This window comes from Micromonospora sp. NPDC003944, from assembly GCF_053605225.1.
Map to the genome: position 1 here is coordinate 38,690 of NZ_JBSGIV010000008.1, position 16,068 is coordinate 54,757.

The following is a 16,068-nucleotide window of genomic DNA, read 5'->3' on the forward strand; positions in this document are numbered from 1 at the left end:
TCTCCAGTGGAGTCCAGAGTGGTAGACCCCGCCCCGCAGGTCACGATCATCGTTCCGGTCTACAACGTCGCGGACTACCTGCCCGAGACACTCGAGTCGATCGAGGCGCAGACCGTCTTCGGCACGTGCCACGTCATCCTCGTCGACGACGGCAGCACCGACGGCTCCGACCTGCTGGCCAAGCAGTTCGCCGCGGAGCACCCCAACGTGACAGCCCTGCAACAGCGCAACAGCGGGCCGGGGGCGGCCCGCAACCTGGCGCTCGACCTGGCCGACACCCCGTACGTGGCGTTCGTCGACTCCGACGACCTGTTGCCGCCGCGCGCCATCGAGGTGCTGCTCAAGGCGATCGTGACGCACAAGGCGAGCATCGCCATCGGCGACATGGACACCTTCCCGAAGCCGACCGCGTTCCTCTGGAAGAAGCCGTTCGGCAAGGGTGACCGGCTGCTGGAGACCGTCGTCGACGCACCGGACCTGATCTTCGACGCCGGCCCGTGCCACAAGCTGTACGACCTCGCCCAACTGCGGAAGCACGGCCTGCGGTTCCGCGAGGGGGTGCACTTCGAGGACGCGTTCCTGGCCATCCCGATGCTGCTCAAGGCCGAGCGGATCGCCCTTGTCGACACGGTGGTCTACCAGTACCGCAAGCGCGCGGTCAGCAGCTCCATCATGGACAACCTCTTCGTCCGGGAACAGAACTTCTGGGACCACCTGGAGCTCTGCGAGACCCTTGCCGACCTGCGGCCCGACCTGGACGTGTTCCGCCGCGAAGTGCTCGAACGGTGGCTGGTCCGCAGCTACCAGGGCTTCGCCATGCGGGCGCACACCCTCTTCGAGGACGCGGACCTGTGGAAGATCTTCGAGAAGTGCACCCGGATCTACCAGGACATCGATCCCGCCTTCATCGCCAACTGGACGATCGACACCCGGCACCGGGTGCCGTACCTGGCGTTCAAGCTGTACGACTTCGAGCTGTTCGCCCGTCCGTGGCAGCGACTGCGGGGGGTCGTCGCCTGCGGTGGTGACCTGCACCTCGACTACCCGGTGACGCCGGCGCTGCTGCCGCTGACCAAGGTGACGGCGGTGGGGGTGCGGCTGGAGCAGATGCGGCTCGCGTCGTCGGGGGAGACGCTCAAGGTCTCCGGACACCTGGTGGTCAACGGTCTGCCGATGCGCGCTCCGCTGGACACCCCCATGGGTCTGCGGGTGCGCGGCAGCAGCCTCACCGTGCCGGTCAGCGCCGAACGGCGAGCCGACCTCAGGGCCGGGGACGACGACCGGGAGTGGTCGGGCTTCTCGGCCGAGCTGCCGATCGGCAAGCTCCGCGGTGGCCAGCACGCGCTGCGGCTGGTGTTCCTGACCACGACCGGGCAGGCGTCCCGGCAGTGCCTGATCTCGGCGGCCTACCTGCGCGACGCCACCACCAAGCTGGCCGGCAACACCCGGGTCCTGCCCACCTTCAGCGGACGGGAGAACGCCGAGCTGCTGGTCCAGCGCAAGGCGGGGGTGGCCGGGCAGCGCCGGTGGCGACGCCTGATGCTGCGCAAGGACCTGCGGCACGCGGCGTCCCGGGGCCCGTTCTGGAAGCAGCGGCTGCTGCGGACGCTCACCGCGCCGCTGATGGGCCGGCGTGACGTGTGGCTCGTCGGCGAGCGTACCGACACCGCGCAGGACAACTCCTCGCACCTGTTCCGGCACCTGCGGCAGGTGGAGCGACGGCGCAACGTGTACTACCTGCTGGCGAAGGAGAGCCCGGACCGGCACCGGTTGCAGGGGTTGGGCAACGTCGTCACCCACGGCTCGTTCCGGCACAAGTTCCTGATGCTGCACGCCACCAAGCTGATCAACTCGTACGACATCGACTCCTACATGCTGCCGGCGAGCTGGGAACGGTCGCCGTTCCTCAAGCACCTGAACTGGCGGATCGCCCCCACCCGGATCTTCCTCGACCACGGGGTGATCGAGAAGGACGTCAGCGCCGGCGTGCACCGTGGCCGGGCCTCCTTCGACCTCTTCGTGACCTCGGCCGACCGGGAGGCCGAGTACGTGGCGAAGGACCTCGACTACGGCGACATGGTGGCGAACACGGGCCTGCCCCGCTTCGACGCGTTGACCCCGGACCGGGGCCACCGTCGCATCCTGTTCATGCCGACCTGGCGTACGTACCTCGTCACCCCGTCGTACAACAAGGCCGCTCGACCTCGGGTCGCCTTCGAGGGCTCCGCCTACCAGGTGTTCCTCGCCGAGCTGTTCGGTGACGAGCGGTTGCGGCAGGCGCTGCGGCAGCACGGGTACACCCTCGAACTCCTGCCGCACTACGAGATGCGCTCGCTGCTGGCCGGGCTCGTGCCGACCGACGACTGCTTCGCCATGGCGGACCAGACCAGCCGGACGGTGCAGGACGCGCTGCGCCAGTGCGACCTGTTCATCACCGACTACTCCTCCACCGCCTGCGACGTCGCGTACCTCGGCACCCCGCTGATCTACGCGCAGTTCGACGCGGAGGAGTTCTGGACCATCGGCGGCTACAAGAAGGGGTACTTCGAGCACCGCGAGGACGGGTTCGGCCCGGTCTGCGAGACCGCGTCGGAGACGGTGGACGCCATCATCAGGTACCTGGAGAACGGGTGCGTCCGCGAGGAGGAGTACACCCGTCGGGCGACGGACTTCTTCGTCGCACAGGACCGCAACAACTCCCAGCGGGTGGCCACCGCCATCGCGGCCCTGCCGGGCCCGCAGCGGTGACCGGCCCGACGCCCCCGCCGGGGGAGCCGCCCCGGGCGCTTGCCGAACCCACCGGCTTCGTGGAGGTGTACCGCCGGGTGCTCAGCCCGCAGACCCGGCGCGCCATCGCGACGAAGGTGAGCCCCCGGGCCCGGCACCAGTTGAAGCAGTGGGTCGCCCGAGCCGCGCGGGACGGTCACCTCTCCGAGCGTCGGGGTGAGCGGCTGGCCCGCCGCCAGCCGGAGCTGCTCGCCGGCGCGGACCGGGTGGTCGTCACCGCCGACCGGGGACCGAGGGTGGCCCGGATCGGAGCGTCGGTCACACCCCTGCTGGCCCGGCTCGACAACCTCACCGCCGTCACCGCGGCGCTCGACGAGGCCGGCGTACCCCACTTCCGGGTCCGCGGCGAGGCCCACCGCTCATCGGTGGTCGCCGTCGACGCCGAGGACCGCACCCGGGCGTACGCCGCACTCGCCGCCGTCTGCCGTCGGGTCCCCGGCTACGTCGGGGTGCCGGACGGCACCGCGCAGCCGGCCGCCGGGTTCGAGCCGAAGACCTGGGAGCGCCTGGCGGACGCCCCGGTGGTGCGGCTGACCTGGTACTGGACGGACCCGCAGCGGCGGCTGGTGCTGGGGCAGGCGTACGGCTGCGACGTCGAGTTCTGGACCCGGGCTGGTGACACGCTGGTCGCGCCGCGACCCAACGCCGTCGCCGAGCAGGTGACGGTGACGGCGCCGCTGGTCCTCGTACCGGAGTCACGGTTCACCGGCCTGGCGCCCGCCGCCGCGCCCGCGACCGCCCGCACCCGGCCGGAGTTCGCCGCGCCACGCCCCGACGACGTGCCGTTCCCGGTCGACGTGGTCTACACCTGGGTCGACGGCACCGACCCGGCCTGGTTGCGCCGACGGGCCGAGGTGGCCGGGGTGCCGTACCACGCGGAGGCGGCCAGCGCCGCCCGCTTCCTCAGCCGCGACGAGCTGCGCTACTCGCTCCGGTCGCTGCACCTGTTCGCGCCGTGGGTACGCCATGTCTACGTGGTGACCGACGACCAGGTGCCGGCCTGGCTGGACCCGGCCGCCACCGGGCTGCGGGTGGTCGACCACCGGGAGATCTTCACCGACCCGACGGTCCTGCCCACGTACAACTCGCACGCCATCGAGAGCCAACTGCACCACATCGACGGGCTCTCCGAGCACTTCCTGTACTTCAACGACGACGTCTTCCTCGGCACCGAGGTGCTGCCCCAGGACTTCTTCCTGGCCAACGGCATCTCCCGCTTCTTCCCCTCACCGGCGCTGGTGCCGCCGGGCGCGCCCACCGCCGGGGACATCCCGTCGTCGGCGGCCGGGAAGAACAACCGGGCGTTGATCGCGGAGCGGTTCGGCACCGTGCTGACCCAGAAGATGAAGCACATGCCGCACGCGCTGCGGCGCAGCGTGCTCCAGGAGATCGAGCAGACCTTCCCGCAGCAGTACGGGCGGACCGCGGCGAGTCAGTTCCGCAGCATGGACGACCTGTCGGTCGCCTCGTCACTGCACCACTACTACGCGTTCCACACCGGTCGGGCGGCACCGGGGAACCTGCGGTACACCATCGCCGAGCTGTCCCACCCGGACACTCCCGCCCGGTTGGCCCACCTGCTCGCCCGTCGGGACCGGCAGGTGTTCTGCCTGAACGACGCGTTCTCCGTCGAGGAGGACCTGGACGCGCAGTTGGCGTTGCTCATCCCGTTCCTGCAGACGTACTTCCCGGTGCCGAGCCCGTGGGAACGGGCCTGACCCCACCCCGGACACGACGGTGGCCGGCCGCGCCCTCCCCGGCGACGACCGACCACCGTGCCCTCGCGGGCGACCAGACTCAGTACGAGTAGCCCGAACCGCCGGCCGCGTCGTTCGAGTCGCTGTCCGCCGGCGGTGCGACCGCCTTCGGCGTGCCCTTGGGCAGGCAGCTCAGGTTCTTCTTGCCGTCCGGCTGGACCACGAACCAGGTGCCACCGACAGCCTGGCCCTTCCACTGGCCGGGCTTCTTGTCGCCGATGTAGCGGTAGACCGGCCAGCCGCCGACGGTGAGCTGACGGGTGCCGTCCTGCCGGGTGACGCTGCCGACCTTGTCGTCCGAGACGCCGGTGAGCTCCGGGTTGCCGTCGGTCAACGCCGGGGGCCACACCTCGGCGCACTTGTCGACGCAGTTCGACGACGGCGGGTCGGCGGTGTCCTTGTCGAAGCGGTACAGGATCCAGCCGTCCTGGTCGGTGACCACCTTGCCCATCCGGGCGACACTCTTACCGACAAGCTTCTCCGTGAGGTCGACGTCCGCGGGCGGGGCGTCGGCGGCGGGCGCCTCAGCGGATGGCGAGGCCTCAGCTTCAACCGTCGCGGTGGGTTCGGCCGCGGCGACGGCGACCGGCTCCGCCGCGCTCGAGTTCGCGGGGTCGTAACCCGCGGGAGCGCAGGCCGTTAGTGCGACCATCGCGCTCGCGACGATGACGGTCCGCTTCATCTGTGCCACGTGCCCTCCTCATTCTTGACAGTTCACCCATGAGTACGGGGAGAGGGCTGTCAAGGTTGAAGTAGTAACAGTGGTCAATTTCACGTAAACCGATTGAACCGTTTCCGGCCGCGCTGCGTACGCCCGCGCAAGGGACGCCTCCCTTCAACGACGAATCGGCGCCGGTCATTGTCACAATGACCGGCGCCGATTCGGTGGGCACACCTACATGGGTACGGTGACCAGCGGACTCGCCACGCCGTTGCCATCCACCGACTGCACCTGGAGCTGCTTGATGTCAGGGGGCAGAGCCGACGTCGTGGCGCTCAGCTCGAGACCCTGCGGTCGGGTGTTGGTGCCGTAGCCGCTCTCCGGCACCGACCAGGTCGAGATGACCTCGGTGCTGGCGTTCTTGCGCACCACCACCAGCCGACAGATGCGTGGGCCGGGCAGTTTCCGCAGGCTGAAGTTGATCCGCGTGCCATAGTCCTTGGTCACCAGGAACATGGTCGTCTGCACACCGGTGGTCGGGTCGGTCGCCTCGACCTGGTCACCCTCCTCCTCGGTGCCGCCCACACCCGGGCCGCTCGGCGCGGCCGTCGGCCCACTCGTCGGCGGATCGTTGGGAGCACTCGGCGTCGACTCGGCGAGCACCCCCGGCGGCTGGTCGTTGCCGGCCACGCTGACGAAGCCGTAACCGGTCAGACCGCCGAAGACCACGATCGCGGCGGCCGTCGCGAGCATCTGACGAAACCGGGTACGCCGTCGGTCGGCACGCACCGCGCTGAGCGTCCGGTCCAGCAGCGCCGGGTCGGTCGCCGTCTGCTCCAGCGCCATCATCGTCTCGCCGTCGATGTCGGAGAGCAGCCCCACCACCGGCACCATCGTCTCCAACTCGGCCGCGCACGCCCAGCAGGTGGCGAGATGTTCCTCGAACCGCTCAGTGTCCTGCTCGTCGAGCACACCGAGCGCGTATGCCGCGACGTCCATGTGGTCCGGCCGGCTCATTCTGTCACCCCCCGCTCCTGCAGAGCCGTGCGCAGCGCGCGCAGCGCGTAGTAGACCCTCGACTTGGCGGTGCCGAGGGGCAGGCCCAACTCCTCGGCCGCCTCCGGCACCGTCCGCCCCCGAAAGTACGTCGAGATCAGGATCTCCCGGTGCGACTGACTGAGCGTACGCAGCGCGTCCGCCACCGTCATGGTGCGGAGCACCCGGTCGGTGCTGTCCGCCTCGGCGAACGCGGTGAGGTCCCGGTCGTACGTCTCCGGCGGCCGGGCCTCCTGGCTCCGATGCTCGTCGATGGCGATCCGGCGGGCCACCGTGACCAACCACGGTCGCAACGAGCCCTGCCCCTGCGTGCCCAGGCGGTGCGCGTTGCGCCAGGCCCGCAGCAGCGTTTCCTGGACGATGTCCTCCGCGCGCTGCCGGTCCCCCCCGGTGAGGCGCATGACGAACATCAGCAACGGGCCGGCGTGCTCGGCGTAGAGCTGCCGGATCAACTGGTCGGAGTGGCTGGCCTCGGTTGTCGTCGCCTGATGGCGTCCGGGCGCCGGTCGCGGCGTCACCGGACCATTCTGGCGAGACGTCGCCCGTGCGTCGACCCCCCGGGCAGACGAGGTTGACCGTGACGAGGGTCGCGCCGACAACCAGTCAGCGCGGACCGTGTCGCCATGCCAACCGGCCGCCACCGCGTGCATGCAGACCTCCGGGATGTCCGTGACCAACGCCGGCCCACGAGGTGGGCCGCCCGGTGGTACGCAGCGCCGGTCCCAACGGATCAACAAACGGGGGAAAAAGTTTCTGCGCCCGGTCGAGTGGACGGTCAGCGGCGCACCGAGAACAGCCCGGGCGGCGGTGGATCGGAGCCGGTCGCGTCGGCATCCCGCACGACCGGCGCGCCACCGGCGAAACGATCCAACTCGTCGCCGGCCACCACGCGACCGGGGAACCAGTCGCCGGCAGCACGCCTGGTCAGCTCCGGAACCGGCGGTGTGGACCGCCCGGCGACAAGCACCAGATTCCCGTACCGGCGCCCGCGCAGCACCGCCGCGTCCCCGACCAGACAGGCCTGCGGCAGCACCGAACGGACCGTGGCGACCTGCCCACGGGCGTGCCGCAACGGCGGGCCGTCGGCCAGGTTCGCCAGGTACCAACCCGCGGGTCGGAGCACCCGGGCCACCTCGGCCGCGTACTCCACCGACGTCAGGTGGGCCGGCGTACGCGCACCGGCGAACACGTCGGCGACCACCACGTCGTAACTGGCCTCCCGGGTCGACGCCAACACCGCCCGGGCGTCCTCCACCCGGACCCGCAGCCGGGCGTCCGACGGCCACGGCAACGCCCGGCGGACCAACTCCACGAGCGCACCGTCCACCTCGGACACCCGCTGGGTCGACCCCGGCCTGGTGGCGGAGACGTACCGGGGCAGCGTCAGGGCGCCACCACCCAGGTGCAGCACCCGCAGCGGCGTACCGGCCGGGGCGATCAGGTCGACGGCGGCGGCCAGCCGCCGTACGTACTCGAACTCCAGGTGGGTGGGATCGCCCAGATCGACGTGTGACTGCGGCGCGCCGTCAAGCAGCAGCGTCCACGACCCGGCCCGGTCCGGATCCGGTACCAACTCCGCCAGCCCGGTGTCCACCTGCTCGACCACCCGGTCACCCGCCCGTTTACGCCCCACCGCAACCAGTCTCCGCGCTCACCGGGCCGCGCGGGCCGCAGCGGTCAACGCGCGGTGCAGCAACCTGGCATCGCCGAGTAGGGCACGCAGCCGGCGCTCCAGGCCGGCGATCGGGATCAGGTTCTGCGGGGCCCGGGGATCCTTGTACGGGGTGGACGCGAAGCGCGGCAACGTGACAAGCGACAGGTCGGCAAGCTCGACCGCCGCCTCCACCGGCAGGTCGGCGGAGCACTCCACCCGGACGATGCCCGCCCACGGCGCTCCGACCGCCACCGGGAGCCGCAAATACCACGACCAACCACCCCACGCGGTGCCGAGCCGGAACACCGGGGACCGCTCACCCGGGGCCATGCCGGTCACCACCGCGGTCAGCCGGGCATCCAGGTACTGACTGTGCTGGGTCTTGATGTAGCCCAACGTGCGCGGCAACTGCCGGCGGCTGCGCAACGGGCCGTCCACCACCAACAGGTCACCGTCGACCCGGGCGGCATCGGACACCGCCACCTCCAACGCGGTCAGCGGACCCTGCACGGCGGCCGGCAGCTTCGCCAGCTCGCCGCTGCCACCCACCCGGTGCACCGGGTAACGGATCGCGCCCGCCACCACATCCTGTGCCGACGGACTCGCGGTGAACAGACCCCGAGCAACCCGGGTGCCCGCCAACTGCGCCGCACCCCGACGGAGGTCGCACCGCACCACTCCGGCCGCGTACGAGGCGGCCAACCCGGGGAACGACCCGCCGTCGGTCTCGGCCGTCCAGATGCTCGCGTCGACCCGGCGGACCCCGTCGACGAGCAACACCACGTCTGGCGCCCGCACCTCCGGGCGTACCCCGATGGCCCGCCAGTCCACGGCGGGCACCTCCACGTCCGCGTCGACCTGGGCGCTGCTCGGCGCGGCCGGCCCGGTCGCGGACGCCTCGAACGACGCCCCGTAGGCCGGATCCCACGAATCCACGAAGAACGCGGCGTCACTCACCGGGTTTTCCTTCGTTCGCGACTGCGGGGCTCCGCTGCGCTGCACTCCTCGCGCTCACCGGCCCGTCCGCTCCACGCGCGCCGAGCGGGCATCTTTGCGCACCTCGAAGCGGACCGGGATCCGCTCGGCCAACGCCGGCACGTGGGTGACCACGCCGACCATCCGATCGCCCCGGGCCGCCAGGTTTTCCAGGGTCGCCGCCACCGTGTCCAGCGTGGCGGCGTCGAGCGTGCCGAAACCCTCGTCCAGGACTATCGACTCCAGGCTCGCCGCCGTGGTGGACATCCCGGCCAACTGCTCGGAGAGCGCCAGCGCCAACGCCAACGACGCCTGGAACGTCTCACCGCCGGACAGGGTGCGCACGCCACGCCGCAGCCCCGCGTCGTGGTGGTCGACCACGACGAACTCGCCCTTGTCGTGCACCAGCTCGTACTGCCCGGAGGAGAGTTCCCGCAGGATCCCCGACGCGCCGTCGACGAGCAGGTCCAACGCCTCGGCAAGCAACCACCGCTCGAAGTTGTTGGCCCGCAGGTGCCCGGCGAGCGCGCGCGCCACCTGAGCCTCGCGCTCGTGCTCCGCCCGCTGCTCGCGCAACGTCCCGGCCTGCTCACGTCGCTCGTGCAGCCGCCGCCGGTCGGCGTCGGCCCGCTCCACCGCGACGGTCGCCGCGTGCACCGGGTCGTCCCCGACCGGCACGTCGGCCGCGGCGAAGATGGCCGTGAGGGCCCGCTGCACCCCGTCGGCCACCGCCTCGGCCTCCGCCACCGCGGTGGCCCGACCGGCTCGGTCCGCCCGGCGGCGGTCCGCCTCGGTCGTCGCCCAGCCGGTAAACGCCGCCCACGCGGCGGCCACGTCGTCCCGGTCGGTCGCCGGTGGGCCGAAGCGGGCCAACCCGTCCCGGGCGGTGTCGAAGGCCCGCCACGCCGCCCGCAGCCGCTCCTCGGCGGCGTCCACCCCGGCCCGCGCCTGCCGAGCGGTCTCGCGGCCGGCCCGGACCGCCGTCGCCGCCTCCTCCAACGCACTCCGCAACCGGGCGTGCTCGGCCAACTCCCGACGCAGCACGACCGGCTCGGCCGCCCCGGTGAGTTGCCCGTCCAGCTCGGCAAGCCGGGCCTCCACCTGCTCCTGCCGGGCTCGCGCCTGCACCAGCAGCCGTTCCCGCTCACGCGCCGCCGTGTCCCGTTGCTGCACCGTCGCCTGCGCGGCCTTGGTCGCCGCCCGCGCGGCCTTTCCGGCCTCCGTCGCGGCGGCCACCGCCGAGTCGGCCGGCACCGCCGGCACCTCGGCCACCGGCTGCTCGCACACCGGGCAGGGCGCACCCGCATGCAGGTGCGCCCGCAGGCTCACCGCCAGGTCGGTGGCCTTCGCCTCCTCGTGCGCCCGGAAGGCCGCCTCCAGCTCGGCGTCGGCCCGCTCGGCGACCACGCGCGCGGAGGCCAGAGCCGCCACCGCAGTGGCGTGCTCGTCGTTCGCCGCGCGCACCGCCGCGCGGACCGTGTCGGCCTCGCCGGAGAGTCGGTCCCGATCGTCGTACGCCCGCAGTTGCAGTCGCAGCGCGCTCTCGTCACCGGCGGCGGCCAGCTCGCCGCGGAGCTTGTCCTCCCGCTCCTCGGCCAGCGACACCCCGCTCGCCGCCGCCTCGGCGTCGGCCCGCGCCCCGGCGACCGCGCGAGCGACCTCGGTCACCCCGCCCGGAGCGCGCACCCCGGTCAGCACGGTCAACTCGTCGTCGAGCGCGGTCAGCGCCGCCGCGGCCTCCCGTGCGGTGACCCGGGCCGCCGCCAACTCCGGCACCGCGTCGGTCACCGCGGAGGCCAGCTCGGTCATCCGGTCCACCCGCGCATCGGCCTCGGCCAACGCCTCGTCGTCCACGCCGGTCAACCCGGCCAACACCTGGTCGACCGCCTCCAGTCGGGCCTCCGCCTGCGCGGCGCGCGCCGTCGCCTTCTTCTGCACATCCTCGTAGACGCCGAGGCCCAGCAGGTTGACCAGGATCTGTTGCCGCGTCGCCGGTTTGGCGTGCAGGAAGTCGGCGAACTGCCCCTGTGGCAGCACCACACAGCTGGTGAACTGCTCGTACGGCAGCCCGACCGCCTCCAGCACCGCCTGCTCCATCTCGGCGGGGGTGCCGGCCACCACCTCGCCGAGGTCGTCCGGGCTCAGCCCGGTGTCCAGTTTGGTCACGTCGAAGCCGGCCGGCATCAGCTGCAACCCGGCGTTCGCGGTCTTCACGTTGCCCCGGCCGTCCCGCCGGACCACCCGGGTCGCCACGTACCGGGCGCCGCCGGACTCGAAGACCAACCGCACCCGCGCCTCGGTCGCCGACGGCGCGAGCGCGTTCGCCAACCCCCGGGCGCCACCCCAGCGAGGCACCATGCCGTAGAGGGCGAAACAGATGGCGTCCAGGATCGTCGACTTGCCCGAACCGGTCGGGCCGATCAGAGCGAAGAAGTCGGCGTCGGTGAAGTCGACGGTGGTCTCGTCCCGAAAGACCGTGAACCCGGCCAGGTCCAGTCGCATCGGACGCATCAGTGCTCGACCTCCTCGAAGAGCTCGTCGAAGAGCTCCCGGACACCCTCGTCGGCGTGGCCCCGGCTGTCCAGGTAGTCGGCGAACAGCTCCCGGGGCGAGCGCCCCGAGCGTTGGGCGATGCGCGCGCCACTGCCCGGCGCGGCCAACAGCTCCGGGTCGATCCGGATCTCCAGGGCCCGGGGGAGCAGCTCCTGCACCTCCTCGCGCAGGCCGGCGCGGGGCTGCTCCCGTACGAACACCCGCAGCCACGCGTCCGGTGCCTCGATCTCGGCGAGCTGGGCCAGGGTGCCCCGCACCGTCCGTAGCGCGCTCGCCGCCGTCACCGGCACCTCCCGCACCCGCGCCGCGGTGCTGGCCGTCACCTCGACAATCGTCACCGAGGGGACGTTCTCCTGCTCACCGAAGTCGACAGCGAGCGGGCTGCCGCTGTACCGCACCGGGCAGGGCCCCTCGACCCGCTGCGCCCGGTGCAGATGACCCAGCGCCACGTAGTGCGCCGTGGCCGGGAAGACGGTGGCCGGGACGGCGTAACCCAACACGGTGTGCGCGTCGCGCTCACCGCCGCCGGCGGCCGCGCCGGTCACCGTGAGGTGCGCGGTGACCAGGTGCACCCGGTCCGGTTCGGTGAAACCCTCGGTCAGCCGCCCCAGCACCCGGCCCAGGTGGTCGGCGTACGTCTGGTTGGTCTCCGCGGCGGTCAGCTCGTACATCTCCAGGGCGCGCACCGCGTACCGCTGGGACAGGAACGGCAGCGCGGCCAGCCGCCACCGCTCGCCGCCGGCGGTGGTGCCGTCGATGACGTGCTCGTCCGGGTTTTCCCGCACCCCGCCGCGCAGCGTGATGCCGGCGGCATCGGCCCACGGTCGCAGCGCGTCGAGCGCCGGGCCGTTGTCGTGGTTGCCGCCGATCGCCACCACGTCCGCGCCGGTGCGTCGCAACGCCGTCAACGCCCGGGTCACCAGGCGGGTCGCCTCCGAACTGGGCGCGGCGGTGTCGTAGAGGTCACCGGCGACGATCACCAGATCCGGCTGTTCGGCACGGGCGATCTCGATCACCCCGGCCAGCACGGCCTTGTGCTCGTCGGCCCGGGACTGCCCCTTGAGCACCTTTCCCACGTGCCAGTCGGAGGTGTGCAGGATCTTCATGGGTGTGCTGGCCCCCAGCTAGAACGGGATGTCGTCGTCGGTGCTGCCGCCGCCGGAGCCCACCACGGCGAACGGGTCGGCGGACTGGGTGATCGAGCGCAGCGTCTCCGATGGTGCCCGGCCCGCCTCGGAGACCCGGGTGGCCCAGGCCGGGAACGGGAACTCCAGGCAGAGCGGCACCGGGATGTCCGGCTGGTTGACGAACATGGTGCCCGGCTTGGCCAACAGAGCCCGCTGGCGCTGCGCGGGCGGCAGGAAACCGTACTCCGGGCGGGACGCCTCGGCCGGGTCGAGCCGGCCGACCACCCGGATCGCCGAGTTGGTGACGATCCGCCGCTCCACCTCGCTCGCCGTCTGCTGCGCACCGATCAGGATCACCCCGAGCGAGCGGCCCCGCTCGGCGATGTCGAGCAGGACCTCCTTGATCGGCGAGGAGCCCTCCCGCGGGGCGTACTTGTTGAGCTCGTCGAGCACGACGAAGAGCAACGGCTTGGCGGTGCCGGACTTCTCCTTGCGCTCGAACTCGCTCTTCAGCGTCACACCCACCACGAACCGCTGCGCGCGGTCCGGCAGGTTGTGCAGGTCGACGACGGTGACCTGCGCGGACTCGCTCGTGTTGATCGAGTGGGGGCGGCGGGCCGCGAGGTCGCCACGGATCAGCCGGGCGAGATCCTTCTTACTGCCGATCAACCGCCGGGCGAACGCGTTGACGGTGCCCAACCCCACCGCGCTGCCGGCCCAGTCGGAGCGGGTCTCGTCGTCGTTGAGCTGGTCGACGATGTGGTCGACCAGGTCGCCGTAGGAGCCGAGCCGAACCCCGTCGATGCTCACCCCGCCGTCGGCGGGCTGGGCATAGCGGGCCAGGTGCGCGGCCACCGAGTGGACCACCATCGTGTACTGCTGGCGCTCGTCGTCGGCGTCGGCGAAGACGTACGGCAGGAGGCGGTCGGAGCAGAACTCGCTGAGTGTCCAGTAGAAGCTGTCGACGCCGGTGAGCCGACTGCTCACATCCGGGGTGCCGGCCGCGTCACCCACCCGGGGCGGGGCGTACACCCGCACGTCGGGGAAGGCGCCGGCGCTCAACCCGAGCTTCGCGTACGCCGCGCGGGTGGGCTCGTCGAGGCGGCTGTTGGGGTGGTCCAGGAAGAGCAGGTCCTCGCCCTTGACGTTGAAGATCAGCGCCTTGGCGTTGACGGCGTCGCCGCCCAGCACGCCGGAGCGGAACACCGAGTAGAGCAGGAAGGTGGCGAAGCTCGTCTTGGTGGCCACCCCGGAGATGCCGGAGATGGAGACGTGCGCGCCCCGGCTGCCGTCGAGGAAGTCGGCGTTGAGATAGACCGGGACGCCGTCGCGACCCATCCCCATCGGGATGCGCCGCTCCATCCGGTCGAAGTGCAGCGCCCGCGCCCGGGCGTCGCCCTCGGCCCGGTGCACCACCGCGCCCGGGGTCGGCGGCACGTACAGCTCGGGATCGACCCGGGTCGTGGTGACCTCGGCCGCCTCCTGCACCTGCGCGGGCAGCGTGCCGTCGGCGATGGCGAACACGTCGGACTCGAACTGGGCGCCCTCGTGCCGGGCACGGACCTGGGTGACCACCCCGGCGATCGTCACCGGCTCCCGGTCCGGCAGCTCCCGTCGGGTGACCACCACGTCGTCGAGCTGGAGGTAGCTGCCGGGCGCCACGGCCGTCCAGAACTGCAACGGCGTGGCGTCGGCGGTGCCCAGCACCCGCCCGACCGCCTCGCCAGGGCTGTCGAGGTCGGCGTCGGTCATCGGGCGACTCGGGTCGCTCGGGCAGCACGTTCGGGAAGCATGACGTGCATCCTGCCCGAGGAGTACGACAGGTCGCCACGCGACGCGGCGGACGACACCATGCGGCGTCACGCTCACGACGGTGGGTGTCCGACCGGCCGACGGCGGGTCACGGGCGGGCGTGGCGGAGCAGGAGGACACCGTCCTCGGCGGCGAGCACATGTCGCAGGGGCAGGTGCCGGGGTGGCGCGGCGTCGCCGGCGGTGATCCGGCCGGGGCCCGGGCCGGCCAGCAGCGGCGAGACGGTGAGGCACAGCTCGTCCACCAGGTCGGCGGCGGTGAGCGCCCCGAACAGGTGCGGGCCGCCCTCGCAGAGCAGTTGGGTCAGCCCGCGTCGGTGCAGCTCGGCGAGACCGGCGGCCAGGTCGACCCGCTCGGCGCCGCAGCGCAGCAGGTCGGCGACATCGGTGAGCCCGGGTGGCGGTTCGGCGTCGGCGTGGGTGAGCACGAGGGGCCGGACCGGCGCGTCGGCGAAGGCGGCCTGCGCCGGGTCCAGGTCGAGGGAGCCGGAGACGACCACAAGCGTCGGGTACTCGGCCAGCCCGTGGTCGAGACGCCAGGCGCGGCGGGTCTCGTTCAGCCGGACCGCCCGGTACCCCTCGTGGCGAAGCGTGCCCGAGGCCACCACAAGGGCGTCGCAGACCATCCGCAGCAGACCGAACACCCGCTTGTCCGGCGCGCCGGAGAGCCCGGCGGAGTAGCCGTCCACGGTGACCGCCCCGTCCAGGCTGGCGACGAAGTTGACCCGCAGTCGGGGCTTGTCGGCACGGCCGTAGAGGGTGGTCAGCGCGGTGTCGTCGAGCTGCTGCGTGGACGGCTCCGGCCAGAGCCGTCGGATCGGAATTCCGACGGTCATTCGCCGGCCGGACCGGTGACCGGAGGGGTCGGTTCGGCGGTACGGTGCTGGCAGTCGCACCAGTTCCGGCCCGGGCAGTCGTCGTGTCGCCGGGCCCGGCACGCTCGGCAGATCATGCTCGCAGCCTAAGCCGCGGGAGGACAGGACAGCATGCCGCGTCAGATCTTCCAGCTGAAGATGTCCCTGGCCGGCACCCGCCCGCCGGTGTGGCGCCGGGTGCTCGTGCCGGCCGGTTACACGCTGGACCGACTGCACCGGGTGGTGCAGCACGCGATGGGATGGCGCGACTGTCACCTGCACTCGTTCGAGATCGACGCGGTGCAGTACGGCGAGCCCGACCCGGACGGGGAGTTGGGCCTGCACGACGAGTTGGACGCGCGGTTGGACGCGGTGCTCGGCAAGGGCAGCCGGTTCTCCTACACCTACGACTTCGGCGACTGGTGGGAGCACGACCTGGTCGTGGAGGACGCGCTGACCGCCGACCCCGACGAGCGGTACCCGGTCTGCCCGGCCGGCGAGGGTGCCTGCCCACCGGAGGGTATCGGCGGACCGTTGGGCTACCAGGCGCTCCTGGAAGCCCTCGACGATCCTGCCGCTCCGGCCGACCTCGCCGGTTCCCGCCACGCCCTCCTGCGCGACTGGGCGGGGGCCACCTTCGACCCGTCCCGCTTCGACGCCGACCGGGCAACCACCCTGCTCCGCCGCTTCTGCTGACCACCCCCAACCCCAACCCCCTGGGCCGGGGGCCCGCCGACCTTGTTGATCAAGACGTTTGCGTCAGCGAAACCGAGATTGCTGACCGAAACCTCTTGATCAACAGGGGGGCGGCGGGGTGGATGGGGTGGGAGTGG

12 protein-coding genes are annotated in these 16,068 nt (G+C 72.1%); 3 read left to right on the forward strand and 9 right to left on the reverse strand.

The window, feature by feature from the left end:
• Positions 1-18 precede the first annotated feature (18 nt).
• Both ACWER9_RS05795 and ACWER9_RS05800 read left to right on the forward strand, forming a co-directional pair.
• The gene (locus ACWER9_RS05795; RefSeq protein WP_452300681.1) at positions 19-2,748 is read left to right on the forward strand and encodes a bifunctional glycosyltransferase/CDP-glycerol:glycerophosphate glycerophosphotransferase; all 2,730 of its coding nucleotides are present in this window, start codon (positions 19-21) and stop codon (positions 2,746-2,748) included.
• A complete protein-coding gene (locus ACWER9_RS05800) occupies positions 2,745-4,505 on the forward strand; it encodes a stealth family protein (RefSeq protein WP_452300682.1) in 1,761 nt (586 codons plus the stop codon). Before ACWER9_RS05795 ends, ACWER9_RS05800 begins: the two co-directional genes overlap by 4 nt.
• Positions 4,506-4,584: 79 nt before the next feature.
• On the opposite strand, the gene ACWER9_RS05805 is transcribed toward ACWER9_RS05800, so the two are convergent.
• From ACWER9_RS05805 to ACWER9_RS05845, 9 genes are all read right to left on the reverse strand, one after another.
• On the reverse strand, positions 4,585-5,235 hold the full coding sequence (locus ACWER9_RS05805; protein ID WP_452300683.1) for a hypothetical protein: 651 nt from the start codon (positions 5,233-5,235) through the stop codon (positions 4,585-4,587).
• A gap of 204 nt (positions 5,236-5,439) precedes the next feature.
• The gene (locus tag ACWER9_RS05810) at positions 5,440-6,222 is read right to left on the reverse strand and encodes an anti-sigma factor family protein (RefSeq protein ID WP_452300684.1); all 783 of its coding nucleotides are present in this window, start codon (positions 6,220-6,222) and stop codon (positions 5,440-5,442) included.
• Positions 6,219-6,911 carry a sigma-70 family RNA polymerase sigma factor gene (locus tag ACWER9_RS05815; RefSeq protein ID WP_357350197.1) on the reverse strand — a complete coding sequence of 231 codons (693 nt, stop codon included), beginning with the start codon at positions 6,909-6,911 and terminating at the stop codon, positions 6,219-6,221. Before ACWER9_RS05815 ends, ACWER9_RS05810 begins: the two co-directional genes overlap by 4 nt.
• A gap of 125 nt (positions 6,912-7,036) precedes the next feature.
• Positions 7,037-7,894 carry a spermidine synthase gene (locus tag ACWER9_RS05820; RefSeq protein WP_452300685.1) on the reverse strand — a complete coding sequence of 286 codons (858 nt, stop codon included), beginning with the start codon at positions 7,892-7,894 and terminating at the stop codon, positions 7,037-7,039.
• An 18-nt stretch (positions 7,895-7,912) separates the two neighbouring features.
• Complete coding sequence (locus tag ACWER9_RS05825) at positions 7,913-8,872, reverse strand: hypothetical protein (RefSeq protein ID WP_452300686.1); 960 nt, start codon at positions 8,870-8,872, stop codon at positions 7,913-7,915.
• Positions 8,873-8,926: 54 nt separating this feature from the next.
• A complete protein-coding gene (locus ACWER9_RS05830; RefSeq protein WP_452300687.1) occupies positions 8,927-11,401 on the reverse strand; it encodes an AAA family ATPase in 2,475 nt (824 codons plus the stop codon).
• Positions 11,401-12,549, reverse strand: coding sequence for an exonuclease SbcCD subunit D (locus ACWER9_RS05835; RefSeq protein ID WP_452300688.1), 1,149 nt, complete (start codon positions 12,547-12,549; stop codon positions 11,401-11,403). Before ACWER9_RS05835 ends, ACWER9_RS05830 begins: the two co-directional genes overlap by 1 nt.
• Before the next feature lie 18 nt (positions 12,550-12,567).
• Positions 12,568-14,322 (reverse strand): ATP-binding protein, encoded by a 1,755-nt coding sequence (locus ACWER9_RS05840; protein WP_452300690.1) that lies wholly within the window; start codon positions 14,320-14,322, stop codon positions 12,568-12,570.
• Positions 14,323-14,470: 148 nt separating this feature from the next.
• The gene (locus tag ACWER9_RS05845; RefSeq protein WP_452300691.1) at positions 14,471-15,217 is read right to left on the reverse strand and encodes a pyrimidine reductase family protein; all 747 of its coding nucleotides are present in this window, start codon (positions 15,215-15,217) and stop codon (positions 14,471-14,473) included.
• 150 nt (positions 15,218-15,367) lie between these two features.
• Between ACWER9_RS05845 and ACWER9_RS05850 the strand changes: the two genes are divergently transcribed.
• Complete coding sequence (locus ACWER9_RS05850) at positions 15,368-15,931, forward strand: plasmid pRiA4b ORF-3 family protein (RefSeq protein ID WP_452300692.1); 564 nt, start codon at positions 15,368-15,370, stop codon at positions 15,929-15,931.
• Positions 15,932-16,068: the final 137 nt, after the last annotated feature.

Excerpts from the sequence above, each read along its gene's own strand:
- ACWER9_RS05810 (WP_452300684.1), bottom strand. The coding sequence starts at position 6,222 with ATGAGCCGGCCGGACCACATGGACGTCGCGGCATACGCGCTCGGTGTG.
- ACWER9_RS05815 (WP_357350197.1), bottom strand. The coding sequence starts at position 6,911 with ATGCACGCGGTGGCGGCCGGTTGGCATGGCGACACGGTCCGCGCTGAC.
- ACWER9_RS05830 (WP_452300687.1), bottom strand. The coding sequence starts at position 11,401 with ATGCGTCCGATGCGACTGGACCTGGCCGGGTTCACGGTCTTTCGGGAC.
- ACWER9_RS05835 (WP_452300688.1), bottom strand. The coding sequence starts at position 12,549 with ATGAAGATCCTGCACACCTCCGACTGGCACGTGGGAAAGGTGCTCAAG.
- ACWER9_RS05840 (WP_452300690.1), bottom strand. The coding sequence starts at position 14,322 with ATGACCGACGCCGACCTCGACAGCCCTGGCGAGGCGGTCGGGCGGGTG.
- ACWER9_RS05845 (WP_452300691.1), bottom strand. The coding sequence starts at position 15,217 with ATGACCGTCGGAATTCCGATCCGACGGCTCTGGCCGGAGCCGTCCACG.
- ACWER9_RS05850 (WP_452300692.1), top strand. The coding sequence starts at position 15,368 with ATGCCGCGTCAGATCTTCCAGCTGAAGATGTCCCTGGCCGGCACCCGC.